At 71.7% G+C, this 22804-nt stretch carries 27 protein-coding genes; 17 read left to right on the forward strand and 10 right to left on the reverse strand.

From position 1 onward, the window contains the following. Positions 1–11 precede the first annotated feature (11 nt). Positions 12–383, forward strand: coding sequence for a DUF4180 domain-containing protein (locus AB8A24_RS08420; RefSeq protein ID WP_369475251.1), 372 nt, complete (start codon positions 12–14; stop codon positions 381–383). Then, positions 380–964: a HutD family protein gene (locus tag AB8A24_RS08425; protein WP_328964758.1), complete on the forward strand. Its 585-nt coding sequence runs from the start codon at positions 380–382 to the stop codon at positions 962–964. The genes AB8A24_RS08420 and AB8A24_RS08425 overlap by 4 nt, the downstream gene beginning before the upstream one ends. A gap of 43 nt (positions 965–1007) precedes the next feature. On the opposite strand, the gene AB8A24_RS08430 is transcribed toward AB8A24_RS08425, so the two are convergent. Beyond that, complete coding sequence (locus AB8A24_RS08430; protein WP_369475252.1) at positions 1008–2840, reverse strand: galactose oxidase-like domain-containing protein; 1833 nt, start codon at positions 2838–2840, stop codon at positions 1008–1010. A 228-nt stretch (positions 2841–3068) separates the two neighbouring features. On the opposite strand from AB8A24_RS08430, the gene AB8A24_RS08435 reads away from it, so the two are divergent. Next, the gene (locus AB8A24_RS08435; protein WP_328964760.1) at positions 3069–3731 is read left to right on the forward strand and encodes a DUF4360 domain-containing protein; all 663 of its coding nucleotides are present in this window, start codon (positions 3069–3071) and stop codon (positions 3729–3731) included. A 131-nt stretch (positions 3732–3862) separates the two neighbouring features. Here AB8A24_RS08435 and AB8A24_RS08440 read toward each other — a convergent pair whose 3' ends face one another. Together AB8A24_RS08440 and AB8A24_RS08445 are read right to left on the reverse strand one after the other, a co-directional pair. After that, complete coding sequence (locus tag AB8A24_RS08440; RefSeq protein WP_328964761.1) at positions 3863–4924, reverse strand: LacI family DNA-binding transcriptional regulator; 1062 nt, start codon at positions 4922–4924, stop codon at positions 3863–3865. Between the two features lie 89 nt (positions 4925–5013). Continuing rightward, a complete protein-coding gene (locus AB8A24_RS08445; protein WP_266387250.1) occupies positions 5014–5442 on the reverse strand; it encodes a MarR family winged helix-turn-helix transcriptional regulator in 429 nt (142 codons plus the stop codon). A 128-nt stretch (positions 5443–5570) separates the two neighbouring features. On the opposite strand from AB8A24_RS08445, the gene AB8A24_RS08450 reads away from it, so the two are divergent. Beyond that, positions 5571–6455 carry an MBL fold metallo-hydrolase gene (locus tag AB8A24_RS08450; protein WP_328964762.1) on the forward strand — a complete coding sequence of 295 codons (885 nt, stop codon included), beginning with the start codon at positions 5571–5573 and terminating at the stop codon, positions 6453–6455. Between the two features lie 250 nt (positions 6456–6705). Here AB8A24_RS08450 and AB8A24_RS08455 read toward each other — a convergent pair whose 3' ends face one another. The 4 genes from AB8A24_RS08455 to AB8A24_RS08470 all read right to left on the reverse strand — a co-directional run bounded on the left by AB8A24_RS08455 (position 6706) and on the right by AB8A24_RS08470 (position 10200). Next, positions 6706–7542, reverse strand: coding sequence for a class II glutamine amidotransferase (locus AB8A24_RS08455; protein WP_266387242.1), 837 nt, complete (start codon positions 7540–7542; stop codon positions 6706–6708). Positions 7543–7629: 87 nt separating this feature from the next. Beyond that, a complete protein-coding gene (locus AB8A24_RS08460; RefSeq protein WP_328964763.1) occupies positions 7630–8142 on the reverse strand; it encodes a pyridoxamine 5'-phosphate oxidase family protein in 513 nt (170 codons plus the stop codon). A 140-nt stretch (positions 8143–8282) separates the two neighbouring features. Next, entirely contained in the window at positions 8283–9701 is a 1419-nt protein-coding gene (locus AB8A24_RS08465; RefSeq protein ID WP_369475253.1) for a glycoside hydrolase family 16 protein, read from the reverse strand. A gap of 277 nt (positions 9702–9978) precedes the next feature. Continuing rightward, complete coding sequence (locus AB8A24_RS08470; RefSeq protein WP_266387234.1) at positions 9979–10200, reverse strand: hypothetical protein; 222 nt, start codon at positions 10198–10200, stop codon at positions 9979–9981. Between the two features lie 218 nt (positions 10201–10418). Here AB8A24_RS08470 and AB8A24_RS08475 point away from each other — a divergent pair, with 218 nt between their 5' ends. Next, complete coding sequence (locus AB8A24_RS08475; protein ID WP_033225802.1) at positions 10419–10628, forward strand: acyl-CoA carboxylase epsilon subunit; 210 nt, start codon at positions 10419–10421, stop codon at positions 10626–10628. 50 nt (positions 10629–10678) lie between these two features. Here AB8A24_RS08475 and AB8A24_RS08480 read toward each other — a convergent pair whose 3' ends face one another. Next, complete coding sequence (locus AB8A24_RS08480) at positions 10679–12310, reverse strand: FAD-dependent monooxygenase (protein WP_328964765.1); 1632 nt, start codon at positions 12308–12310, stop codon at positions 10679–10681. A gap of 275 nt (positions 12311–12585) precedes the next feature. On the opposite strand from AB8A24_RS08480, the gene AB8A24_RS08485 reads away from it, so the two are divergent. The 10 genes from AB8A24_RS08485 (at position 12586) to AB8A24_RS08530 (ending at position 20414) form a co-directional block, all read left to right on the forward strand. Next, positions 12586–13683 (forward strand): SchA/CurD-like domain-containing protein, encoded by a 1098-nt coding sequence (locus AB8A24_RS08485; protein ID WP_030725728.1) that lies wholly within the window; start codon positions 12586–12588, stop codon positions 13681–13683. A gap of 147 nt (positions 13684–13830) precedes the next feature. Beyond that, the gene (locus AB8A24_RS08490) at positions 13831–14274 is read left to right on the forward strand and encodes a cupin domain-containing protein (protein ID WP_033225799.1); all 444 of its coding nucleotides are present in this window, start codon (positions 13831–13833) and stop codon (positions 14272–14274) included. After that, complete coding sequence (locus AB8A24_RS08495; protein ID WP_369475254.1) at positions 14271–15542, forward strand: beta-ketoacyl synthase; 1272 nt, start codon at positions 14271–14273, stop codon at positions 15540–15542. Before AB8A24_RS08490 ends, AB8A24_RS08495 begins: the two co-directional genes overlap by 4 nt. Further along, positions 15539–16765 (forward strand): beta-ketoacyl synthase N-terminal-like domain-containing protein, encoded by a 1227-nt coding sequence (locus AB8A24_RS08500; RefSeq protein WP_328964767.1) that lies wholly within the window; start codon positions 15539–15541, stop codon positions 16763–16765. The genes AB8A24_RS08495 and AB8A24_RS08500 overlap by 4 nt, the downstream gene beginning before the upstream one ends. A 17-nt stretch (positions 16766–16782) precedes the next feature. After that, on the forward strand, positions 16783–17037 hold the full coding sequence (locus AB8A24_RS08505) for an acyl carrier protein (RefSeq protein ID WP_328964768.1): 255 nt from the start codon (positions 16783–16785) through the stop codon (positions 17035–17037). Between the two features lies 1 nt (position 17038). Further along, positions 17039–17518: an SRPBCC family protein gene (locus tag AB8A24_RS08510; RefSeq protein WP_328964769.1), complete on the forward strand. Its 480-nt coding sequence runs from the start codon at positions 17039–17041 to the stop codon at positions 17516–17518. 18 nt (positions 17519–17536) lie between these two features. Beyond that, the gene (locus tag AB8A24_RS08515) at positions 17537–17878 is read left to right on the forward strand and encodes a TcmI family type II polyketide cyclase (protein WP_030725709.1); all 342 of its coding nucleotides are present in this window, start codon (positions 17537–17539) and stop codon (positions 17876–17878) included. A gap of 218 nt (positions 17879–18096) precedes the next feature. Beyond that, on the forward strand, positions 18097–18729 hold the full coding sequence (locus AB8A24_RS08520) for an NADPH-dependent FMN reductase (protein WP_369475284.1): 633 nt from the start codon (positions 18097–18099) through the stop codon (positions 18727–18729). Positions 18730–18795: 66 nt separating this feature from the next. After that, a complete protein-coding gene (locus AB8A24_RS08525; RefSeq protein ID WP_328964770.1) occupies positions 18796–19713 on the forward strand; it encodes a MurR/RpiR family transcriptional regulator in 918 nt (305 codons plus the stop codon). Positions 19714–20027: 314 nt separating this feature from the next. Further along, the gene (locus AB8A24_RS08530; RefSeq protein WP_030725700.1) at positions 20028–20414 is read left to right on the forward strand and encodes a hypothetical protein; all 387 of its coding nucleotides are present in this window, start codon (positions 20028–20030) and stop codon (positions 20412–20414) included. Positions 20415–20420: 6 nt separating this feature from the next. On the opposite strand, the gene AB8A24_RS08535 is transcribed toward AB8A24_RS08530, so the two are convergent. Both AB8A24_RS08535 and AB8A24_RS08540 read right to left on the reverse strand, forming a co-directional pair. Further along, on the reverse strand, positions 20421–20804 hold the full coding sequence (locus AB8A24_RS08535; RefSeq protein WP_030725697.1) for a hypothetical protein: 384 nt from the start codon (positions 20802–20804) through the stop codon (positions 20421–20423). Positions 20805–20872: 68 nt separating this feature from the next. Then, positions 20873–21730: a serine protease gene (locus AB8A24_RS08540; protein WP_328964771.1), complete on the reverse strand. Its 858-nt coding sequence runs from the start codon at positions 21728–21730 to the stop codon at positions 20873–20875. A 229-nt stretch (positions 21731–21959) separates the two neighbouring features. Here AB8A24_RS08540 and AB8A24_RS08545 point away from each other — a divergent pair, with 229 nt between their 5' ends. After that, positions 21960–22466, forward strand: a complete 507-nt coding sequence (locus AB8A24_RS08545; protein WP_266387207.1) for a hypothetical protein — start codon at positions 21960–21962, stop codon at positions 22464–22466. A gap of 46 nt (positions 22467–22512) precedes the next feature. Further along, complete coding sequence (locus AB8A24_RS08550; protein ID WP_328964772.1) at positions 22513–22761, forward strand: hypothetical protein; 249 nt, start codon at positions 22513–22515, stop codon at positions 22759–22761. The last annotated feature ends 43 nt before the right edge of the window (positions 22762–22804 follow it).

Genomic DNA, 22804 nt, shown 5'->3' on the forward strand with positions numbered 1-22804 from the left:
CCTCGACCTCCATGAGCACCCTTCAGACGATCAACGACGTTCCCGTCCTGATGTGCGGGGCCGAGGGCGAAGTCATCGCCGGTGAACGCGAGGCCCTGGACTGCATAGGCGATGCCTCCTACCAGGGCGCCGAGTGGGTCGTCATCCCCGTCGAGCGCTTCGACGAGGCGTTCTTCCGGCTGAGCACCCGCGTCGCCGGCGAGATCATTCAGAAGTTCGTCCAGTACCGGATGGGCATCGTTGTCCTCGGTGACATCTCCCGCCACACGGCGGACAGTGCGGCGCTGCGGGACTTCGTGCGCGAGTGCAACCGGGGGCGCCAGACGTGGTTCCTCGCCGATGCCGCGGAGCTGCGCGGGCGGCTGACCGGAGCAGGGGCGTGAGCGGCGGCGGGATCCGGATCCTGCGGGCGGCCGACCGGACCGCCACCGTCTGGAAGAACGGTGGGGGAGTCACCCGCGAGATCGCGGCCTGGCCCGAGGGCGCCGGTATGGACGACTTCGGCTGGCGCGTGAGCCTGGCCGAGGTCGGGGCCGACGGGCCCTTCTCGGCCTTCCCCGGCATCGCGCGCACCCTGACCCTCGCCGAGGGCGCGGGGATGGACCTCACGGTGGCGGGCGTACGCCGGCTCGTGGACGAACGGTTCGCGCCGCAGGACTTCCCCGGGGACGAGCCGACCGACTGCCTGCTCCTGGCCGGCCCCGTCGTGAACTTCAACGTGATGTACCGCAGGGGCGCGGTGGAGGCGCAGACCGCCGTCGTACGGGGCACGCTCGCCCTCGCGGTCCCGCCGGGCGGCACCCTGCTGGTGGTCGCCCTGCAGGGACCGGCGGTACTCGAACACCCCGGTGACCGCACGGACCTGCTCCCGTACGACGCTGCCCTGCTGACCGGCCCGCTCGACTGCCGCGTCCGCACGACCGGCCGCGCGGCGGTGGTCCGCTTCGCCCCGGACCAGCTCTAGGTGACCGGACACCGCGACCCGGCAAACCTTTCCGGCCACAGCACTAGCGGGTGCGGTCGCGGGTGCCCAGTTTGATCCATTTCGCGGTGCTGGGCACGCCCTTGGCGTCCAGCAGGAAGAGCATGTAGTAGCCGGGCGGGGCGTCGGCCGCGCTCGGCGGCGTGCGGAGACCGATCGTGGAGCCGTGGACGCCGGTGATCCGCAGGTCCAGGTGGCGCTGGCTGGTGTTCACCGAGTGGGTGACGGTCGTCGGCGCCAGCAGCACGGCGCGCGTGACGTCCTTCGCCGTCGAGCTCGTGACCTGGAAGGCCGTGTCGTGGGCGAGGTCGCCCCCCGGGGCCCGGTCGAGCGCCGGCCGGGCGCCCCGGTGCAGATAGGCGGGCTCGAAGAGCTCGATGCTGCCGTCCATCCCGTCCTTGATGTCGGGATCGTTGGCGATCTGCTGGAGCTCGTCGCCGGTGACCATCATCCGGCCGTCCGGCAGGACCAGGGCGTTGGAGTGGTAGCCGCGGGGCAGCCGCTGGGCCGGACCCAGCTTCCAGTGGCCGCGCGCGTCGCGCAGTTCGATCTGCCGGTACTTCAGGTCGGCCTTCGGGTTGAAGGGCCCGTTGCCGTAGTTCCGGGTGTCCAGGGCGCCGTTCACCGTGATCAGGGTCCCGTCGGGCAGGATCAGGGTCCCGTCCTGGGTGCGGCCGAAGGCCCGCGGTTCCTCGATGCTCCAGCGGCCGCCGGACAGCCGGTACGTGAGCGGGTCGCGCGGGTCGCCGCCGAGCACCAGGACGGAGTCCGGGCCCCGGAAGCCGGCCGGCAGCGGCACGGCCGAACCGTAGCCCCGGAAGTCGGCCGGCCGCCGGGGCAGGTCCGTGCGGGTGTCCTTGACCGGGTCGAACAGCCACTGCTGGTCCGCGTCGCGGCCGAGCCCGTAGATCTTCCCGTCCCGCAGCGAGAAGAGGTGCGGATAGTCGTTCCGGAAGGGGGCCTGGGACCGGAGCCGCTCCGCGGGCACGTTCGCCGGGATGTCGTACGAACGCCAGGGCACGGGCCGCCCGAGCGCCGGGAAGCGCTCCACCACCGGGGTGGGGGTGCCCGTACCGCGCTCGGACTGGCCGGACATGATGATCTGCCGGCCGTCCGGCCCGGTCACCACCGACGGGTACCAGCGACCCACCGCCATGTCGCGGTTGCGGAACCACTTCTCGGTCCACGGGTCGAACACGAAGGACAGCTTGGCGCCGCTGCCGCCCTTCCCGCCCACGTTGCCGCCGAACACCCCCACCATTCCGTTGGGGAGGTAGGAATGGCCGGCGCAGAAGAACGGCGCCGGGCGCGGGGCGTAGGCGCCGTCGGGCATCAGCACCACCGGTGGCGGCACGTTCGTGAAGGCCTTGGCCCCGGTTCCCCTGGCGGGGTCCCAGAGGTAGGCACGGCCCGCGTTGGTCCAGCCGACCGTGTTGGTGGGCCCGGTCTCCTTCGTGGGATCGGCCTCCACGCGCTCGAAGGAGAAGAGCAGCACCTTGCCGGTCGGCAGCTGGGCCACGTGGACGCCGAAGTCGGGGGAGGGGAAGAACTCGGTGAAGCGGCCGAACCGGGCCGCGTCGAACTTCGCGTTGCCCTTGAGCTGGGAGTCCCGCAGCGAGGCCAGGCTCGAGGTGCGCTTCGACTGCGGGTAGCCATGATTGCCCTTGGCGGCCTCGCGCAGCCGCGTGTGCGCGCGGGCGTGCTCCTCGCCGAGCACCCCGGCCTCGTCGCCGGTGTGGTGCACCGCGGCGAAGGCCTGGGCGGGTCCGGCCAAGGTGACGGCCAGGGCGCCGGCCAGGGCGCCGGCGAGCGCCGACGCCGACAGGGCGGCGAAGCGTGGTCGTGGTGCGCGGGGCATGGAACTCCTCACCGCGGGAGGGTGCTGGTGGCCTGAAGGGCCTCGCCGATATTAGGAAAAATCGGAAGGAGCGGCCGGTGCGACTCGGCGCTCCGGGCCGGCTGGGGCCATTCAGCGGAGGGGTTTGGATAGATTTATCGTTTCTGCGGTGACGGGCTACGGCCATCGAGGTGAGACCGCGTGCCCGTCGGCCGACCGGGGCGGCCGCGGACCGCTATCCATGGCGGTGTGATCAAGTCCCTCCGCATCGGAGTCACCGCAGCCGCCGTGACCGCGGCCCTCGTCGCGCTCACCCCCGCCGCCGGGGCCTCGTCCTCGGCGCCCACCGCCCCCACCGACCAGGTGACCATGGACGTCGCCTCCGTGAACGGCTCGGGCTGCCGTCCAGGCAGTGCCGCCGTCGCGGTGTCGCCGGACAACTCGGCCTTCACCGTCACCTACAGCGAGTACCTGGCCCAGACAGGCGGCGGTATCTCCGCCGTCGAGGGCCGCAAGAACTGCCTCCTCTCCCTCGACGTCCACGTCCCCCAGGGCTACACCTACGCCGTGGCCAAGGTGGACTACCGCGGCTTCGGCAGCCTCGCGCCGGGCGCGGTCGGCACCCAGAAGGCGAGCTACTACTTCCAGGGCATGAGCCAGACCGCGTACCGCACCCACAAGTTCACCGGCGAGCTCGTCGACAACTGGCAGGCGACGGACACCACGGGCATCGAGGCCCTGGTCTTCGCGCCCTGCGGCGAGCAGCGCAACTTCAACATCAACACCGAGCTGCGCGCGGAAGTGGGCACCTCGGACCCGGAGGACACCAGCTTCATGGCGCTCGACTCGACGGACGGCAGCATCAACAGCGTGTACCACTTCTCCTGGAAGCAGTGCCCGGTCCGGCACTGATCCGGGAGCACCCGCTCCCCGTTCGCGGGGGCCCGCCGCCGGTGGGCCCCCGCGGCATGTCCGGTGCAGGGTCCGGTACGAGGCCCTCTACGGGGCCGGGCGCCGGGTCCGGTACCGGACCCGGTACCGGGTCAGGCCGACGCGCGCCGCACCAGGGCCGTGGCGGTGATCACCGGATCGGGCGTGGTCCGCCCGTGCCGACCGCCGTCCGGGCCGCCGTTCAGGCTGCGCATCAGCAGCCGCGCCATCAGGCGGCCCATGCCCTCGATGTCCTGGCGTACGGTCGTCAGCGGCGGATCGGCGCTCTCCGCCACCGGTTCGGCGTCGTCGAAGCCGACCAGCGCCACGTCCCCGGGCACCGTGCGACCGCTCTCCCGCAGCACGCGCAGCGCGCCGGTCGCCATCAGGTCGTTGCCGGCGAAGACGGCGTCGATCCCGGCGTCCCGGTCCAGCAGCTCCGCCATCGCGCGGGCCCCGCCCGCCGGGGTGAAGTCCCCCTCGGCGAACAGTTCCGGGCCGGCCGCCGCCAGTGCGTCCCGGTACCCGCTCAGCCGGTCGGCCGCCGAGGTCTGGTCGAGCGGGCCGGCGATGTGCGCGATCCGCCTCCGCCCCTGCGCCAGCAGGTAGCGCACCGCCTCCCGGGCGCCCCCGCGATTGTCGGCGTCGACGTAGACCACGCCCTCGTCCTCGCCCTTCCCGGTCCCGGTGGTCCAGCCGGGCCGGCCCCCGTACACCGTGGGCATGCCGATGCGGCGGGTGATGGCGGGCAGCGGGTCGTCGGTGTGCAGGGAGAAGGCGAGGGCGCCGTCGACGTGGCCGCCCGCCAGGTACCGCTCGATCCGGTCGTAGTCGCCGCGGTGCTCCACCAGCAGCAGGACGAGCTGGGTGTCGTGCGCGGTCAACTCCTTGGCGATGCCGCGGACCTGGCGCGAGAAGAAGGGGTCCGAGAAGATCCGGACCTCCGGCTCCGCGATGATCACCGCGACGGCCCCGGTGCGCCGGGTGACGAGGGTGCGGGCCGCGGGGTTGGGGACGTACCCCAGCTCACGGATCGCCGTGCGCACCCGGTCCACCAGATGCGCGCGGACCCCGTCTCCGCCGTTGACCACGCGGGACGCGGTGGCCCGGGACACCCCGGCGTGCTCGGCGACGGCCTCCAGGGTGGGGCGGCTGCCGGGACGCGGCTCGGTCACGGATGTTCCTCCACGGTGTCCACGGATGGTGGCCTCGACGGTCAGCAGGGTAACCGGTGATCGCCCCCGGTCGCTGCCCCGTAGGCGGGTTACGGCCGGGTCGCCGCCCGCTCCAGCAGGTCCCGAAGTGCGCGCTGCTCCTCCGGGGCGAGGCCGGCCAGCGGGGAGTCGACCGCGAGGAGCGCGAGGAGACGTTCGCGCAGTGCGGTGCCCTCGGCGGTGAGGACGAGCTGCTTCGCGCGGCGGTCGGTGGGGTGCGGGTGACGCTCGATCAGGAGCTGCTTCTCCAGCTTGTCGACGACGAAAGTGGTGTTGGAGGGCTCGCAGCTCATGCGTTCGGCGAGCTCGCGCATGGTCATCGGCCCGCTCATCTCCCGCAGTGCGGTCGCCTGGGACGCGGTCAGGCCCAGGGTGGCGGCGCGCTCCCGTACGTGCTCCGCGATGCGCTGGGCCAGCCCGTTCACCAGGCCGCACAGCTGGCGCTCGGCGATGGCCTGCAGCTCCGGGGGAGTCGTCATCCCACCACCCTAGCAAGTCCGTGAAGCCGAAATAATTACAGCTTGAATGATTCGAACTTGATGTTTATGGTGGCGTCGTCGCCGCAGTACACCGCGGCGACCTGATGGCACTTCACAGGAGAGAACCCATGGCCGACTTGACGGCGACTCAGGACGTACGACTGCGCCGACCGGCGGGAATCCGCTCGATACGGCTGGGCGACACCAAGGTGTCGTACGTGCCGGACGGCGACGTCCGGCTCCGCCCGCTGCACCTGCTCCAGGACAGCACCGACGAGGTGTGGGCCGCGCACCCGGAGTACCTGGACCCCGAGGGCCACCTCGTGGGGAGCGTCGGCGGCCTGCTCGTGGAGCACGGCGGCCGGGCCCTGCTGATCGACGCGGGCTTCGGCCCGCAGGAGCACGCGGCCCCGGACGGCCCGCTCGCCACGATCCGGGGCGGCTCGCTCGTGCGCAGTCTGGCCGAACTCGGGCGCCGTCCCGAGGACATCGAAGCGGTGGCCTTCACCCACCTCCACGCCGATCACATCGGCTGGGCCTGCCACCCCGCACCCGGCGGCGACCACCCGGTGTTCGCCCACGCCGCGTACCTGATCTCCGAACTCGAATGGGAGGGGCGCGATCTCCTGGTGGCCCAGGGCATGGCCGAGCAGGTCGCGGCCCTGGCGCCGCGCGTGCGTACGCTCACGGACGGTCAGGAGATCTTCCCCGGCGTGCGTGCACGGATCACCCCCGGCCACACCGTCGGGCACGCCGAGTACGTGATCACCGGCGGCGGGCGCCGTCTGATCGCCTTCGGCGACGCCGTGCACTCGCCCCTCCAGATCGACCACCCGGCATGGTCCTCGGGCTTCGACCACGACGGCGCCCTCACCGCCGGTCACCGCCGGCGCCTCGTCGCCGAGCTGGCGGAGCCCGGCACCATCGGCTTCGGCGTCCACTTCGCCGACGTGGTGTTCGGGCAGGTCCGGCAGGACGGGTCCGGCCCGGCCTGGCACCCTCTGGACGGGTGAACCGGAGGTCGGGCGGCGCCGGGGTTCCGGGCCGGCGACGGCGTCTCGGGCGCGGGCTCCCGGCGCGGGCTCAGGGCCCGGGCTCAGGGCCCGGCTGACCACCAACCGGTAGCGGCCGGGCTCGACGGCGAAGCCCTCGCGGTTCGGCTCGACCGTGCCGATGTGGACACGGAAGGTGACGACGGACATGTTTTTCGGGGGAGCGCCTACCCGCAACCTCGCCCGCCACGCCCTCGCCCGGTCCGGCGGGTCAGAGTTCGGGAAGGAACGGGAGGTAGTCCGAGTGGGGGCCGGAGGGGATGACCGCGTAGCTGCTCTCTGGGAGCTCGTTCCATACGCCGTGCAGGTCACCGAGCGGCTCGGAGACCACGAGGCGGGTCTCGTCCGAGACCTCCCTGAGGTAGGGCAGCTCCGGATGGAGGTGACGGACGGTCTCGGCCCTGCTGCTGTAGTAGAGCGACCGGGACTTCCCCTGGCTGGAGTAGCGGAAGGCCCAGACGCGCTCGCCGTCACTCACCGCCACCGTCATCTGGAGCGGCTCGGGCACGCCGTGCTCCTTGCCGAGGCGCTCCACCAGCCCCGCCATCCTGGCCACGGCACCCGGGGCGTCCTGGTCGAGACCGAACGTGACCGCCAGGTAGAACATCACCTCGGAGTCCGTGGACCCCTCGATGCACGGGAAGAGCGCCGGATCGACGGCCATGCAGAGGTCACGCTGCAGCCGGTGGAAGTCCGCGATCGCGCCGTTGTGCATCCACAGCCAGCGGCCGTGGCGGAACGGGTGGCAGTTGGACTGCTGGATCGCCGAACCCGTCGAGGCGCGGACGTGCGCGAAGAACAGCGGCGAGCGGACGTGCGCGGCGAGTTCCTGCAGGTTGCGGCTGTTCCAGGCGGGGCCGACGTCCCGGAAGACGGCCGGTGTGCCATCGCCGTCGGCGCTGTACCAGCCGATGCCGAAACCGTCGCCGTTCGTCGGTTCCGCGCCCATCCGGGAGCGGAGGCTCTGGTTGATCAGCGAGTGCTCCGGGCGGTAGAGCACGGTGTCGAGGAGCATGGGCGAACCCGAGTAGGCGAGCCACCGGCACATGCGCACCATCCCCTTCGCGACCTGCTTCGAGCCTAACCCCACCGATGTCACGGTTCCCGCGGGACAGGCCGGCCGGGCAGGGGCGGGTCAGGAGAAGAGCCAGCGCGTCTGGCTGTACCCGCCCTTGCCGAAACCGAAGGCCGTGCTCGGGCGCACCGCGAAGACCACCGCCTCGCCCGCGTCGGGATTGACGAACACCCCGTCGCCGATGTCGAAGTGCCACTCGGCGCCGTATTTCGCCTCCCAGGCGGCGGCGAGCCGGCGCAGCCGTTCGGGATCCGTGACCCGGGCCGCCACACCCTCGACGACCAGGTCGAATCCCTCGTGGAGGGTGTTGGTACCGGTGGTCAGGACGACGTGCGCGTTGCCGCGGAGGTTCTTGGCCTTGCGTTCCTCGGGCCCGGTGCAGAAGTGCAGGGCGCCGTCCGCCCAGACGCCGATCAGCGGGGTGACGTGGGGCCGCGCGTCGGGGCGTACGGTCGTCAGCCAGTACAGCTCCGCCGCGGCCAGTCGGGTGACGGCCTCCCGCCAGGGCACGGCCTTCGCCCGCTCGTCGCTGTAGCGCGCGTCCAGCTCGGCGCGGGGTTCCTCGTCGGCCATGGGTCGTCCTCCTGCTGCGGCTTCGGCTGCGGCCTCCTGCGGCGGTCGGTCACCAGCCTGTCCCGCGCGGCCCCGGCCGTCCACCGGGGCCGCGCCCGCGTCGTCCCCGCGGAGTCCCACGGGGACGACACCGCCGTCCGTCAGTGACCGAAGTCGAACCAGTTGACGTTCACGAAGTCGGCCGGCTGGCCGCTGGCGAAGGTCAGGTAGACGTCGTGGGTGCCCGTGACCGCCGTGATGTTCGCCGGCACCGTACGCCAGCTCTGCCAGCCGCCGGTGGAGGCGACCGAGAAGCTGCCGACCGGAGCCGAGGCCGGGTTGTCGAGCCGGACCTCGACCAGGCCGCTGACCCCGCCGGCCGCACCGCCGGCCACCCGTCCGTAGAACTGCCGGGCCGGGTCGGAACCGAAGTCGACGCCCCGGAAGAGCGCCCAGTCACCGTTGCCGATCGCCGCGAGGTTCTGACCGCCGCCGCTGTCGGTGGTGCTCTCCGTGGACAGGCCCGACTGGCCGTCGTAGGACTCGGCCTGGATCGCCGTGTACGCGTCGCGCTGACCGGGCGGGGTGGTCGGCGGGGTGGTGGGCGGGGTGGTGGGCGGTGTGGTGCCGCCGGTCGACCGGAGGACGGACACGTAGTCGACGACCATCGCGTGCCCGGGCTGGGTGCCGGCGTCCGGGCCGCCGCCGAAGGCGTCCGGGAAGCCGCCGCCCATGGCCACGTTCAGGATGATGAAGTAGCCGTGGTTCGTGGCGTTGGTCCAGGTCGTCGCGTCGACCTGATCGGCCCGCACCGTATGGAAGTTGAACTCGTCGACGTAGAAGCGCATCTCCTCGACCGCGGTCGAGCGGTCCCACTCGACGGCGTACGTGTGGAAGCCGGCCTGGCAGGTGGCGCCGGGGCAGACGCGCCGGCCACCGATTCCGGAGGTCTCGTTGCAGGGGCCGCCCGGGCTCGTGCCGCAATGCAGGGTGGCCCAGACGTTGTTGAGGCCCTGGACGTTCTCCAGGATGTCGATCTCGCCGATGCCCGGCCAGTTCCACCAGTTGCCGCGATAAGGCGCGCCGAGCATCCAGAAAGCCGGCCAGTAGCCCTTGGCGGCCGGGCCCGTCACGTTCGGCATCTGGATGCGGGCCTCCGACCGGAGCTTGCCGCCCGCCGGGGGCTCGAAGTCGGCCCGCCGGGTCTCGATACGGCCGGACGTCCAGTTGCCGGCGGCGTCCCGACGCGGGGTGATGCGCAGGTTGCCCGTGCCGTCGAGGGAGACGTTGGAGGGGTCGGCGGTCATCGTCTCGATTTCGCCGGTACCGAAGTTGGCCGGTCCACCGGGGTAGGAGGTGCCGGTGGTGTACTGCCAGTCGGCGGTGTTCACCCCGGATCCCGCGGCTCCGTCGAACTCGTCCAGGAACACCCGGGACCAGCCGGTCGGTGTGGGGGGAGCCGCGGCGCTCGCGGGCAGGATCACGGCCGCGGCGGCGGCCGCGACCACGGTGATCGTGCTGAGCGCGGCCAGAACGGCCCGCCGGACCGTCGGCCGCTTCCTGCCGGATATCTCGTGCATGGGTGCCCTCTCTGAAGCGCGCCGAGGCGCGGTGCGGGGGGAAGGGTCAGCGGATCGGCGCCTTGAGAGCGCTCTCAGAACGGCGCCGCTGGACACTGTCCTCCGCGCCCTCACGGGCAGTCAAGAGATTGAACCGGCAAAGCGCTTGCAGGCAGGGGGAGTTCAAGCAGTGAACGCTACGGGATGTCTCGTCGATCAGGGGCCCGTACCGCCGCCGCCGACGGGCGGCCGACGGCGGCGGCGGGGCGCTCACCCGTACGGACCAACTCGCCGTACGTCATACCGGCGGACCGAGTACCTCCTCGGCGCCGGGCAGGTCATGGACGGAGGACGCCGTCCCGGTCAACGGCAGCAGACCGGACAACGGGCACGGCACGGGCATCTCGTGGTCGACCTCCCACTGCCCGACCCTGTTCCCGCCCGCGTGGTCCATGGTGCAGACGGCGTACAGGTTCCCGGCGCAGCCCCGGCACAGCAGCGGCCGGTGGCCGGTCACCACGGCCGGTCCGGAGTGCCGCGCGGGACCCGCTCTTGTAGCGTCGGTCGCGACAGGATTCCCGGTGTTCCCACCGGAGTCCGCCGGCCGGTTCGCTCATGCGGAACACGTCCCGTCAGCGCTCCGAGCCACCCGTGTGCCGCCCGCGCCGGAGCCGAGCCGGTCCGCCCCTCGCGAAGCGACCGGGCGCACGCGCAGCCCCCGTGAGAGAGGCCGTGCCGATGTCGAAGGATGTCCCGATAGCGAGCCTGCTGCGTGTGGAGCGGGGCGTCGCCGCCCCTGAGGAACTGGCCGCGATCGCGGTCGTCGTCGCGTGTTACGCCGGGCGGACCTCCGGCGGCGGCGACGAGGCCGGCGCCGCCGGGCCCGGCCGCCGGCGTACCGCCGTACCGGCCGCCGGCTGCTGGGCAGGTTGCTGGGCCTGCCGCTGAACCCCTTCCGCCGGCCGCACGCCCGGCCGGCGGAATCGGGGGAGAGGTTCTCACGCCCGGCGCAGCACCGTCGAGAGGACCTCGCGCAGCGTCGCCGCGGCATCGGCCACGGCTTCGTCCGAGCGCCAGGCCACGAACCCGTCCGGCCGTACGAGCACGGCGCCCTGGGGGCTCATCGCGTGGACCTCGGTCCAGTCGGAGCGCCCTTCCTGGACCAGGTCGGCATCCGGCCCGGAGCCGATGGTGTAGGCGTCCAACCGCAGCGGCAGTTGCTCGGCCACTCGCTGTGCGGCCGCCTGCCACGGCGTCCCCGTACCGCTGAGCAGCACGAAGGAGCGCTCGTAGAGGTCCAGGGTGGAGATCCGTTCACCCGCCCGGGTCACCCACATGTGCGGGGCCCGGGTCCCGGTGTCGCCGACCAGGCGCAGGTTCTCCGGGATGACGGGCCGTCCGGGCTCGCCGCCGATGAGCGCGCCCTGCGGGTAGCAGTAGCCCATGGCGGTGGTCAGGACCCCGCTGCCCGGCCCGCCGCCCATGGTGGGCGGCGGCGCGTACCCCGGGTGGCTGTGTTCGGCCGACCGGGCCGACGCCCGCTCACTGGTGGCCCTGGCCACGGGCAGCCGCTCGGCCTCGTAGGTGTCGAGCAGCTCGATGCCGGCCGAGCCGTCCAGTACCGCGGCGATCTTCCACGCCAGGTTGTGCGCGTCCTGGATGCCCGTGTTCGAGCCGAACGCCCCGGTGGGGGACATCTCGTGGGCCGCGTCCCCGGCCAGGAACACCCGACCGGACGAATACCGCTGCGCCACCCGTTCGGCCGCGTGCCACGGTGCCTTGCCGCCGATCTGCACGTCCAGGTCGGGTACGCCGATCGCGTCGCGGATCTGATCCACGCAGCGCTCGTCGGTGAAGTCCTCGAGGGTCTCGCCCTGCTCCGGGTGCCACGGGGCGTGGAAGACCCACTGCGTCTTGTTGTCCACCGGCAGCAGTGCTCCGTCGGCCCCCGGGCGGATCAGGTAGCAGACGATGAAGCGCAGGTCGCCCAGCACCTCGACGAGCTTCTCCGAGCGGAAGGTGACGCTCACGTTGTGGAACAGCTCGCCGTTACCCGTCTGGGGGATCCGCAGCTGTTCCCTGACGGGACTGCGCGGTCCGTCCGCGGCGATCAGGAAGTCGGCGCGCACGGTGATGTGCTCGCCCGTCTCCCGGTCCTTCACCACGGCGCTCACCCCCGTGGCGTCCTGGTCGAAGCTCATCAGCTCGGTGGAGAACCGTACGTCCGCGCCCAGCTCACGGCTCTGCTCGGCCAGCACCGGCTCGATGTTGTTCTGGCTGCACAGGCACCAGCCGGTCGGACTGAACCGGGCCAGCGCCCCGGCCGGATCGATCGACTTGACCAGCCAGTTGTGGTCGCCGTCGGTCAGCGACCGGGCCTGCAGAATGCCCTGATTTCCCTCCAGTACGGACGCCGCCCGGCGGATCGCGCGCTCCGCCCCTGCCGTGCGGAACAGCTCCATCGTCCGGGCGTTGATGCCACGGCCCCGCGGGTGCGCGGAGGTGCCGGAGTGCTTCTCGACCAGCAGGTGCCTCACTCCGTGGCGGCTCAGGAAAAGCGAGGTGGACAGGCCCACGAGGGAGCCGCCCACGACGAGAACCGGTACGCGAACATCGGCGTTGTCTTCCATCAGCTGCGGGCTCCTGTTTTCTGTGTGGGGGAGTGGAGTCTTTATGCCCCCGATCCGCGATGAGGCCCAGTTGATTCGCCGGTTGTCACCCGCTTGATCCGGACATGTAGCGGTACGTCCCCACCCGGATGACGATGAGCGACAGCGGCTCCCCCTGAGACGCGCCGGCCTGCCGTTCCCCACCGAGGCGGCCGCCGGCCCGGGCGGACGCCACCGGTGACGGACGAGGGGTCCGTACGCGATGGATCTCCACCCCCTCATGAAGGAGTGAGTAGATGACAACCACCCTGTCCGAACGGGTGTCGCAGTCAGCCTTCGACGGCTCCATGCTCCGGGTCGTCCTGCTGATGGATCTCCACGAGGGGACCCAGCAGCAGTTCTTCGAGGCGTACGAACAGCTCCGCCACGACATCGCGTCGGTTCCGGGCCACATCAGCGACCAGCTGTGCCAGTCCTTCGAGAATCCCTCCCAATGGCTCATCACCAGTGAGTGGGAGAGTGCCCCGCAGTACCTCGCATGGGTCAACAGCGAGCACCACGCCGAACAGGTGAAGCCGCTCGGCGCGTGCGCCCGCGCGATGCGCCCGCTCAAGTTCACCGTCCTGCGCGAGACCGGGCGCGGCTACGGCCAGGCGGACCGCCCGGCGACGGCGCGCCTGCAGAAGACCCCCCGGCTGGGCGCCGGCATCGTGCGCCACGCCCTCACCTTCACGGTCAAGCCGGGCAGCGAGAAGGAGGTCGCCTCCATCCTCTCCAGCTACGCCTCGCCGGAGGCCCGGGTCGACGACCACACCCGGCTCTGCCGGACCTCGCTGTTCATGTACGGCAACCGCGTCGTGCGCACGGTGGAGGTCCAGGGCGACCTGATGGCGGCTCTGCGCCACGTCTCCGAGCAGCCCGGGGTCCGGGCGGCGGAAGAGGCACTCAACCCGCACCTGGAGAAGGACCGGAACCTGAACGATCCGGAGTCCGCCCGCATGTTCTTCATGCGCGCCGCGCTCCCGGCGGTCCACCACATCGCCGCACCCGAGCCCGAGTCCGCCGAGGTGCAGCGGCACGCGCTCTTCTACCCGGCCAAGCCCGGCTGCGGCGCAGCGCTCGCCAAGTTCCTGGCCCGGCAGGACGAGGCGGCCGCACGGAACCCGGGCAGCCCCGTTCGGAGCAGCAGCATCTTCCAGCGTGACGACATCGTCGTCCGGCTCATCGACGTCCGCGGTCCGTTCGACGCCGAGCCCGACACCACCTTCGGCGTTTCGGGACCGCGCAAGGCGGCGGTGCTCGACCGGCTGACGGCCCGGGCCGGCAGGCGGGTTCGCGCCACGGGCCACACCATGAACCTGATCACGGACCGCCGGGCACCCGCGGACTCCTGATCCCCCGGTCCGTCCGGCTCGTCAGGCCTGTCCGGCCTGTCCGGCCCGTCCGGTCCGCCCAGCGGCCCGTTCCACCCGGTCGCCCCACCCCCCCCGATACCCACCCATCCGCACCCAGGCTCTCCCCACACGCAGGAGGAACCCGCCATGACCCAACAGCGCCCACGCATCGTGGACCTCAGCGAGACGCCCCCCAACCGCCGGCGCGGCGGAGACCTGAGGGCGGTGCTCACCCCGACCTCCGTGGGTTCCACGAGCGGCTTCATGGGCCTGGCGATCATGGCCCCCGGTGAGTCGATCGCCGAGCACTACCACCCGTACTCCGAGGAGTTCGTGTACGTGGTCAGCGGCCGCCTCGAGGTCGACCTCGACGGCGAGGCCCACCCGCTGCGCACCGACCAGGGGCTCCTGGTTCCGCTCAACATGCGCCACCGCTTCCGCAACGTCGGGGACACCGAGGCCCGCATGGTCTTCCACCTCGGCCCGCTGGCCCCGCGCCCCGAGCTCGGCCACGTGGACACCGAGCAGGCCCCGCACCCGGAGGGCACCGCGTGGGAGCAGCCCCCGGACCGTACGGGAGCGGTCTCGTGACCCGCCGGCGGGTGGCCGTCACCGGAGTCGGTGTCGTCGCGCCCGGCGGGATCGGCGTCCGCGACTTCTGGGAGCTGCTCTCCAACGGCCGTACGGCGACCCGCGGGATCAGCCTCTTCGACCCGGCCGGGTTCCGCTCCCGGATAGCCGCCGAGGTCGACTTCGACCCCGCCGCGCACGGCCTCGAACCGGGCGAGGCGGACCGGGCGGACCGCTACATCCAGTTCGCCCTGGTCGCCGCCCGGGAGGCGGTGAAGGACGCCGGACTCGACCTCACCACGGACGAGGCCTGGCGGACCGGGGTCTCCCTCGGCACCGCCGTCGGCGGCACCACCCGGCTGGAGCACGACTACGTGGCCGTCAGCCAGTCCGGCTCCTGGTGGGACGTGGACCACAAGCGGGCCGGCCCGTTCCTGCACCGGGCCTTCACCCCCGCCACCCTCGCCTCCGCCGTGGCGGAGCAGACGGGGGCGCGAGGCCCGGTCCAGACGGTCTCCACCGGCTGCACCTCGGGGCTCGACGCCATCGGCTACGCCGTGCACTCCATCGCGGAGGGCCGGATGGACGTCTGCATCGCGGGCGCCTCCGACTCACCCATATCGCCCATCACGGTGGCCTGTTTCGACGCCATCAAGGCGACCTCGCCGAACAACGACGACCCGGCCCACGCCTCCCGGCCGTTCGACGCCGACCGGGACGGGTTCGTCCTCGGCGAGGGCGGTGCCGTCCTCGTACTCGAAGAGCTGGAACACGCCCGCGCCCGCGGTGCGACCGTCTACTGCGAGATCGGCGGCTACGCCACCTTCGGCAACGCCCACCACATGACCGGGCTGACCGCCGACGGCCTGGAGATGGCCCGGGCCATCGAAACCGCCCTCGCCCAGGCCGGCGTCGCCGCCGACGAGATCGACTACGTCAACGCGCACGGCTCCGGCACCAAGCAGAACGACCGCCACGAGACCGCGGCGGTCAAGCGGGTCCTGGGCGACCACGCCTACAAGACGCCGATGACCTCCATCAAATCCATGGTGGGGCACTCCCTCGGCGCGATCGGCGCCATCGAACTCGCGGCATGCGTACTCGCCATGACCCACCAGGTGGTACCGCCGACCGCGAACTACGAGACGCCCGACCCCGAGTGCGACCTGGACTACGTGCCCAAGGTCGCCCGCGGCCGGAAGTTGCGCAGCGTGCTCTCGGTGGGCAGCGGCTTCGGCGGATTCCAGTCCGCCGTGGTCATGACCCAGCCGAAGGAGGAGGTCTCGTGACCAGCCGTACGGTCATCACGGGCATCGGAGTCGTCGCGCCCAACGGCGTGGGCGCCGACGCCTTCTGGAAGGCGACCCAGTCCGGCCTCAGCGTGCTGGACCGGGTCACCAGGGCGGGCTGCGAGCACCTGCCGCTGCGCGTCGCGGGCGAGGTCCGGGGCTTCGACCCCGGCGCCCTGGTCGAGGACCGTTTCCTCGTCCAGACCGACCGTTTCACCCACCACGCGCTCGCCGCGGCGGACCTCGCCCTGGAGGACGCCCGGCTCGGCCGGGCCGACTACGAGGGCGACCCCTTCTCCGTGGGCGTCGTCACCGCCGCAGGATCCGGCGGCGGCGAGTTCGGCCAGCGAGAACTGCAGCACCTGTGGGAACAGGGGCCGCGCTTCGTGGGCCCGTACCAGTCGATCGCCTGGTTCTACGCGGCGAGCACCGGCCAGATCTCGATCCGGCGCGGGCTGAAGGGCCCTTGCGGGGTCGTGGCCAGCGACGAGGCGGGCGGCCTGGACGCCTTCGCGCACGCCGTCCGCGGGATCCGCCAGGGCAGCCGGGCCATGCTGGTCGGGGCGACGGAGGCACCGCTGGCGCCGTACTCCATCGTCTGCCAGCTGGAGTACGAGGGGCTGAGCACCCAGGACGATCCCGAGCGCGCCTACCGGCCGTTCACCGACAAGGCCTGCGGGTTCGTCCCCGCCGAGGGCGGCGCGATGTTCGTCGTCGAGGACGAGACGCAGGCCCGGCGCCGCGGCGCCACCGTACGGGCCGTCGTGGCCGGTCACGGTGCGACCTTCAGCGGCACCCGGCGACGGGACACGTCCGGCGAGGGACTGGCCCACGCCATCCGCGGCGCCCTCCGGGAAGCCGGCTGCGCGCCCGAGGAGATCGACGTGGTCTTCGCCGACGCCATCGGGACCCCGGAGGCCGACGCGGCCGAGGCGGCCGCCATCGCCGACGCCCTCGGCGCGTACGGGCGGAAGGTGCCGGTCACGGCGCCCAAGTCCGGTACCGGCAGGGCGTACTGCGCGGCTCCCGCCCTCGACACCGCGGCCGCGGTGCTGGCCCTGGAGCACGGCATCGTCCCGCCGACCCCGAACGTCTACGACGTGTGCCACGACCTCGACGTGGTGACGGGCAGCGCCCGCACCGCGGAGCTGCGCACCGCACTGGTGCTCAGCCGCGGCCGGATGGGGTCGAACTCCGCGCTCGTCGTCCGCAAGGGCTCGTAGGAAGAAGGGAGAACAAGATGTCCGGCCGGCTGACCCTGGAGGAACTGGCGGCCCTCATGAAGAAGGCCGGTATCACCGTCGATCCCACCGAGCCGGCGAGCCGTCCGCACTCCGCCTTCGACGAGTACGGCCTCGATTCGCCGGGCCTGCTCGGGATCGTCGGCGAACCGGAGAACCGGCGGGGGCGGGCCCTGCCCACCCACGCCGACCGCTGCAAGACCCCCGGGGAATTCCTCGACCTCGTCAACCACAGTCTGATGACCGGAGCCTGACATGGCAGGACACACCGAGAACGAGATCACCGTCAACGCGCCCGTGGACGTCGTCTGGGAGATGACCAACGATCTCCCCAGCTGGCCCCACCTGTTCAGCGAGTACGCCTCCCTCGAGATCCTCGAGGAGCGGGGCGACACCACCCGCTTCCGCCTGACCATGCACCCCGACGAGAACGGCAAGGTGTGGAGTTGGGTCTCGGAGCGGACCGTCGACCGCAAGGGCCTCACGGTCCGCGCCCGGCGGGTGGAGACCGGCCCGTTCGCGCACATGGACATCCACTGGCAGTACTTCAAGGTGCCCGGCGGCACCCGGATGAAGTGGACCCAGGACTTCGCGATGAAGCCGGACGCCCCCGTCGACGACGCGTGGATGACGGACAACATCAACCGCAACTCCCCGATCCAGATGGCCCTCATCCGGGACAAGATCGAGAAGCGTCAGCGTGAGGGCCGAGCCCCCGCCGTCAGCCGAGTCTGAGACGAAAGGCACGCACGGATGAACCAGCCGCACCGCGCTCTCATCGTCGCCCGGATGGCGCCGGGATCGGCGCCGGACATCGCCGAGCTCTTCGCGGGCTCGGACGCGGGTGAACTCCCGCACCTGGTAGGGGTCACGCGCCGCAGCCTGTTCCAGTTCGGCGACGTCTACCTGCACCTGATCGAGTCGGACCGGCCGCCCGGCCCGGCCATCGCGAAGGTCACCGAGCACCCGGAGTTCCGGGACCTCAGCGACCGGCTGACCGCCTACATCAGCCCGCACAACCCGGACACCTGGCGCAGTCCGAAGGACGCCATGGCCCACGAGTTCTACCGCTGGGAGAACCCGGGCGCCAAGTGACCCGGGCCCGGACGGGACCCGCACACCGAAGTGTGCGGGTCCCGCCGCGCGTGGCCCCGAGGAGTGCCCGGCGCCGCGTCGACCCGCGTCGACCCGCTCGGGTCGCGGCGGGCCGATCGCAGCAGAGAGCAGGAGAAGACGGCATGAACCCGACCGACATCGACCACTTCCCGGCGGATCCGGCCCGTCCGCACGACGGCGAGCCCGCGCGTACCTCCCTGCAGGTGCTCGTCCTGTCCGGTTCCTCCCGCACCGGATCGGTCAACGCCCGCCTCGGCTCCCTCGTCGCCTCGCTGGTGTCCCGGGCCGGTGCCACCGTACGGGCCGCCACGCTCGCCGACTTCCCGATGCCCCCGTACGACGGCGACGCGGAGGCCGACGAGGGACTGCCCGAAGGGGCCCTGGCCATGTGCGCGCGGATCGAGGCCGCGCAGGCGTTGATCATCGCCTCGCCCGAGTACAACGCCTCCGTGCCCGGCGTGCTCAAGAACGCCATCGACTGGGTCTCGCGCTACCGCCCGCAGCCCTTCAAGGACAAGCAGACCCTGCTGGTGTCGGCCTCGCCCTCGATGGTCGGCGGCAACCGCGGGCTCTGGGCCCTGCGCGTACCGCTCGAACACCTCGGCGCGCGCGTCTACCCGGACATGTTCAGCCTCGCCGGCGCGCACCAGGCGTTCACCGAGGACGGAGCCCTCACTGACCCGGGCCTCGGCGAGCGCCTGACCAGTACGATCGGCTCCTTCCTCGACCTCGTCGAGGCCGACACCCGTTACCTGTGCCTGCAGCGCCGCTGGTACGAGTTCCTGGGCGACCGCACCAACGCTCCCGTGACCTCACGCGCCCAGGACTGATCATCATCGGCCACAGGGGGTGAGCTATGTTGGAGCGCGAGTGACATGAGTTAGGGAGGCCCTCGAGTGTCATCGGGGCAGCAGGCACGCGCACAAGCGGCTGCGATCACACCAGGAGGTCAGTCGTCCGAAGAGGTTCGTCCTCCGGCCGACCGGCTCCTCGCGCTCTTCGACGGACGCCGCCTGTCACCGGGCCAGCGCCGCATCGCCCAATACCTGATCGACCACCTCACCGAGGCGGCGTTCCTCTCGATCACCGAACTGGCCGAGCGGGTGGGCGTGAGCCAGCCTTCCGTGACCCGCTTCGCCGCCTCCCTCGGCTTCAGCGGCTACCCCGCCCTGCGCGACGTGCTGCAGCCGATCGCGCTCAGCGCCATCGCCGGCGCCCCGGACACCCGCGCGCAGATCCGCCGCAACGAGCTGCAGGAAGCCGTCGACGCCGAGATCGACAACCTGGAGAACGTGCGCAGGCTGCTCGCCGACACCGACCAGGTGCTGGACATCGGCCGCGAGCTGGCCGCCTCGGTGCCGCTGACCGTCCTGGGCCTGCGCATCTCGGTCTCGCTCGCGGAGTACTTCGCGTACGCGGCCCGGCGCATCCACCCCGACGTACGCCTGGTGACCCGCGGCGGCAGCGTCGCCTTCGACGCGTTGCTGCAGTCCAGGGCGGCCGGCGGGACCTGGGTGCTGGCCTTCGCCATGCCGCGGCACGCCAAGGAGACCCTGGCCGCCATCCGGGCCGCCCGCAGTACGGGGCTGCGTGTGGTCCTGATCACGGACCCCACGCTGGGGCCGCTGGTGGACGAGGCGGACGTGGCCCTGACCGCGGGGACCGGATCCCGACTGGTTTTCGACTCGTACGCGGCGCCCGGCATGCTGTCCGCGGCCCTGTTGCAGGCGATGGCCGACGCGGACCCGGAGCGGACCCAGGCGCGGCTGGAGAGCTACGAGCACGTGGCCGACCAGCACGGCTTCTTCCTGTAGCCCCCCCCGCGGCCTGGTTCACCAGGCGATATTCAGCCCTCGAAGTGCATGAAATTTTTCATACTCTTGCTTACTCGACGGTATATATGTTTACTGACGACGGCGCTCCGGATCCACCAGATGCCAAGGAGGACCCCCATGTCCTCCCGAACGTACTCGCGGTACGACGAACCTCCTCAGGTCGCGACCGCGCGTCGGGTCCAGGCTTTCGGATCCCCGCAGAGCGCCCATGGCGGCCTCGGTCAACCCCTGGGCCGAGGCCGCCCCCCAAGAACGTCTCGATCAGAGTTCGACACCACTCGGAAGTGACGAGAATGCCTCAGACGGCCACGTTTACCCTCAGCCCTGACTGGCCCATGCAGGTCAAGGCACCCGGGACGCACGACTGGGAGCGCACGGCCACGCGTTGGCTGCGGGATCTGCTCCCGGCCCGCTACGGCGGCTACCTGACCCTCACCCGCCACCACGCGCTCCTGGCGCGGCACGTCCAGCTCCAGCTGCAGCACGAGATGCGCGCGGTGCGGGCGGCCCTGCAGACCAGCCGCGCCGAGCTGCCGACCATGGGCATCGCCGAGTCGGTCATCGAGAACTCGATCAGGATGTACGCCGTCGAGCTGGAGCAGCTGGGCCGGCTCGCCCGCGGCGCACGCCTGGTGTCCGACGCGCTCCTCGTCGGCACCCCCGCGCAGCGCAGGCGCTGACCTCTTTCAGGGCCTCTGCGTCGGCTGCCAGGAGCGGAGCCGGGCGGCCACGTCGAAGACGGTGGCGCGCAGCATGCGGATGTCGGTGATGAGGTCGCGCCACTGCTCGTAGGTGGCGTCCACGGCCTTGCCGGAGGCCTCGATGTACGCGACCGCGACCCCGTAGGCGAAGTACTCGTTGGAGTCGGGGAGCGGTCGGAGCAGCACGATCGCGTCGAGCAGGGCGGCGGCACGCCAGTAGGCGTCGGGGTCGTCCACTTCCAGGCTCGGCGTGTTCACCCGATGGCGGGCCACGGCGGCGACCAGGGCGGAGTGATCGGCCACCGCCACGTCCTTGAACAGCGCCTCCTGCCGCTCCAGCAGCCAGCGGTGATCGATGTGCAGTTCCACGCCTTCGAGTATCCCCGCCCGGGGCCCGGCCGTGGGGCTTTTCCGGTCGGGCGGGGACACGTGCGGGACTACGGCTTGGGCAGGGTGCAGCCGGGGCGGTTCAGGTCGATCTTGTTGCCGGGGGCTATGCAGGGGACCACGATGTACGTCTGCTGCGCGTAGTTGATGCCCTGGCGGACCGTCACGTTGCCGTTCTGGTCGACCTCGCACGGGTTGTTCTCCGTGCAGCGGGCGCCGTCCTCGTTGCCCGTGTTGTTGACGGCGACGACCTTGCCGGTCGCCGTGTCGATGACCGGTGACCCGGAGGTGCCGCCGATCGTGTTGCAGGCGGAGGTGTAGCGGACCGAGTCCTTCCAGGTCCAGTCACCCTCCTTGAGGCGGTAGGCGAAGCCGTCCACGTTGCAGCTGTAGATCCGCTTCCAGTAGCCGGAGACCACCTTGATGGCCGAGCCCTGGGTCGGGCGGGCTCCGTCGAGGGTCAGCGCGGTGATGCCGTACTGGCTCTGGATCTGGGCGTAGGTCCGGGTCAGCTGGTAGATCGAGATGTCGGTGTCGGTCATGGTCGCGTACGCGACCTTGCTCGCGCGGAGCGTACCGACCTTCGATCCCGCCGAGTTGAGCAGCGAGAACGAGCGGCTGGACGGGCGGTCCTTGACGACCTCGCCGGCCGCCGGGAAGCCCGACTCCAGGCAGTGTCCGTTCGACAGGACCAGCGCGAGGTCGTTCGGCCCGGAGCCGGGCGCGCGGACGACGGACCCGGAACAGTTGCTGAGGGCCACGGTGCCCGCGAAGTCGACCGCCGCGGCCGTGGCCGCGGGGGCGGTGGGTGGCGTGGCCGTGGGTGCGGTGGGCGCGGCCACGGCGGGGCCGGCCGCCGCTCCCAGCAGGAGCAGGGAGAGCAAGGCGCCGGTGAGAGGCTTGTTCATGTGGGGGTTCCCCTCTGAGGACAATGCGACCGAAGATCCTCCGGTTGTCATGCGCATTGTTGGGATGCCGGCTTCAACTCGCAAGACCGCATGGCCAGTTGACGACGGTGCCGCAAGAGAGGTCCCGGACCGCACCGAAGGCGTCGATAACGGACCGTGCACAGGTGTTCCGCACCGGTGGCTCCGCCTCCTACGGTCGGGGCAGCACAGTTCCGGACCAGGAGGCAACGTGAAGCGCGAGATCGACATCGACCAGCTGGTGACGGCGATGAAGGCGGTCGACGAGGCGGGGCGGCTCTTCGAGGAGGCCCGCGCCGTGTACGAGGCGCGCGGCCTCAAGAGGATCAGCGACGACTTCAAAGTGGCGGGTGGCTCGGTCCAGACCCTGCAGGGCGCCGAGGAGATGGCCCTCGGGGCCCGCAAGTACCTCGCCGAACTCGCGCTGATCGCCGGCTACGCCGCCGCCGGCCTCGAGGAGCGCGCGGGAGAGAGACCGGAGAGCGCCCGCGCCGGCTTCGCGGGCCTGAGCGGCGGCGGCGCCCGCATGGGCCGCCCGCTGCTCGACCCGACCCTGGAGGGACTGAGGCTGCTGCTGGCCGTCGACTTCTTCGAGCCGGCCTTCAAGGCCGGGATCGAGGAAGTCCTGCAGGCCGAGAAGGCCACCTACCCCGACCCCTCCACGCTCCGCATCCCCAAGCGCGCCGACCGCGCCGCCACGGTCGGCCGCACCCCCTGACACCCCCTGGGGTGCCGGGCCGGGCCGACGGGGCGAGGCTGGAGGCATGCACCATGCACCCGTCGTCGTCCACCGCATCCACCCGTCGGGTGGCCGCCAGGTGACCCTGCGGACCTCGAACGGAGAGGAGTCCCTGGGCCTGGCCCGCTCCGACGACGACGTCATCGAGTTCCTGCGCCGAGCCGGCATGCCCGACCCCGACGACGTGGTCCTCGGCGGCGCCGACCTGCTGGACTGGCAGGGGGACACCCCCCACGTGTACGAGGCCGACCCGCCGACCGACGACCTTCCCTAGGTAGGGGGCGTCCCGCCGATCAGGCCGGCCTCGCGGTGCCTGG

Origin of the sequence: Streptomyces sp. BF23-19 (assembly GCF_041106355.1) — a bacterium.
Taxonomy (GTDB): domain Bacteria; phylum Actinomycetota; class Actinomycetes; order Streptomycetales; family Streptomycetaceae; genus Streptomyces; species Streptomyces virginiae_A.

Excerpts from the sequence above, each read along its gene's own strand:
- AB8A24_RS08515 (WP_030725709.1), top strand. The coding sequence starts at position 17,537 with ATGAACCAGCCGCACCGCGCTCTCATCGTCGCCCGGATGGCGCCGGGA.
- AB8A24_RS08455 (WP_266387242.1), bottom strand. The coding sequence starts at position 7,542 with ATGTGCCGGTGGCTCGCCTACTCGGGTTCGCCCATGCTCCTCGACACC.
- AB8A24_RS08550 (WP_328964772.1), top strand. The coding sequence starts at position 22,513 with ATGCACCATGCACCCGTCGTCGTCCACCGCATCCACCCGTCGGGTGGC.
- AB8A24_RS08450 (WP_328964762.1), top strand. The coding sequence starts at position 5,571 with ATGGCCGACTTGACGGCGACTCAGGACGTACGACTGCGCCGACCGGCG.
- AB8A24_RS08465 (WP_369475253.1), bottom strand. The coding sequence starts at position 9,701 with ATGCACGAGATATCCGGCAGGAAGCGGCCGACGGTCCGGCGGGCCGTT.
- AB8A24_RS08540 (WP_328964771.1), bottom strand. The coding sequence starts at position 21,730 with ATGAACAAGCCTCTCACCGGCGCCTTGCTCTCCCTGCTCCTGCTGGGA.
- AB8A24_RS08510 (WP_328964769.1), top strand. The coding sequence starts at position 17,039 with ATGGCAGGACACACCGAGAACGAGATCACCGTCAACGCGCCCGTGGAC.
- AB8A24_RS08480 (WP_328964765.1), bottom strand. The coding sequence starts at position 12,310 with ATGGAAGACAACGCCGATGTTCGCGTACCGGTTCTCGTCGTGGGCGGC.
- AB8A24_RS08420 (WP_369475251.1), top strand. The coding sequence starts at position 12 with ATGAGCACCCTTCAGACGATCAACGACGTTCCCGTCCTGATGTGCGGG.
- AB8A24_RS08490 (WP_033225799.1), top strand. The coding sequence starts at position 13,831 with ATGACCCAACAGCGCCCACGCATCGTGGACCTCAGCGAGACGCCCCCC.
- AB8A24_RS08445 (WP_266387250.1), bottom strand. The coding sequence starts at position 5,442 with ATGACGACTCCCCCGGAGCTGCAGGCCATCGCCGAGCGCCAGCTGTGC.
- AB8A24_RS08430 (WP_369475252.1), bottom strand. The coding sequence starts at position 2,840 with ATGCCCCGCGCACCACGACCACGCTTCGCCGCCCTGTCGGCGTCGGCG.
- AB8A24_RS08460 (WP_328964763.1), bottom strand. The coding sequence starts at position 8,142 with ATGGCCGACGAGGAACCCCGCGCCGAGCTGGACGCGCGCTACAGCGAC.
- AB8A24_RS08530 (WP_030725700.1), top strand. The coding sequence starts at position 20,028 with ATGCCTCAGACGGCCACGTTTACCCTCAGCCCTGACTGGCCCATGCAG.
- AB8A24_RS08475 (WP_033225802.1), top strand. The coding sequence starts at position 10,419 with ATGTCGAAGGATGTCCCGATAGCGAGCCTGCTGCGTGTGGAGCGGGGC.
- AB8A24_RS08485 (WP_030725728.1), top strand. The coding sequence starts at position 12,586 with ATGACAACCACCCTGTCCGAACGGGTGTCGCAGTCAGCCTTCGACGGC.
- AB8A24_RS08505 (WP_328964768.1), top strand. The coding sequence starts at position 16,783 with ATGTCCGGCCGGCTGACCCTGGAGGAACTGGCGGCCCTCATGAAGAAG.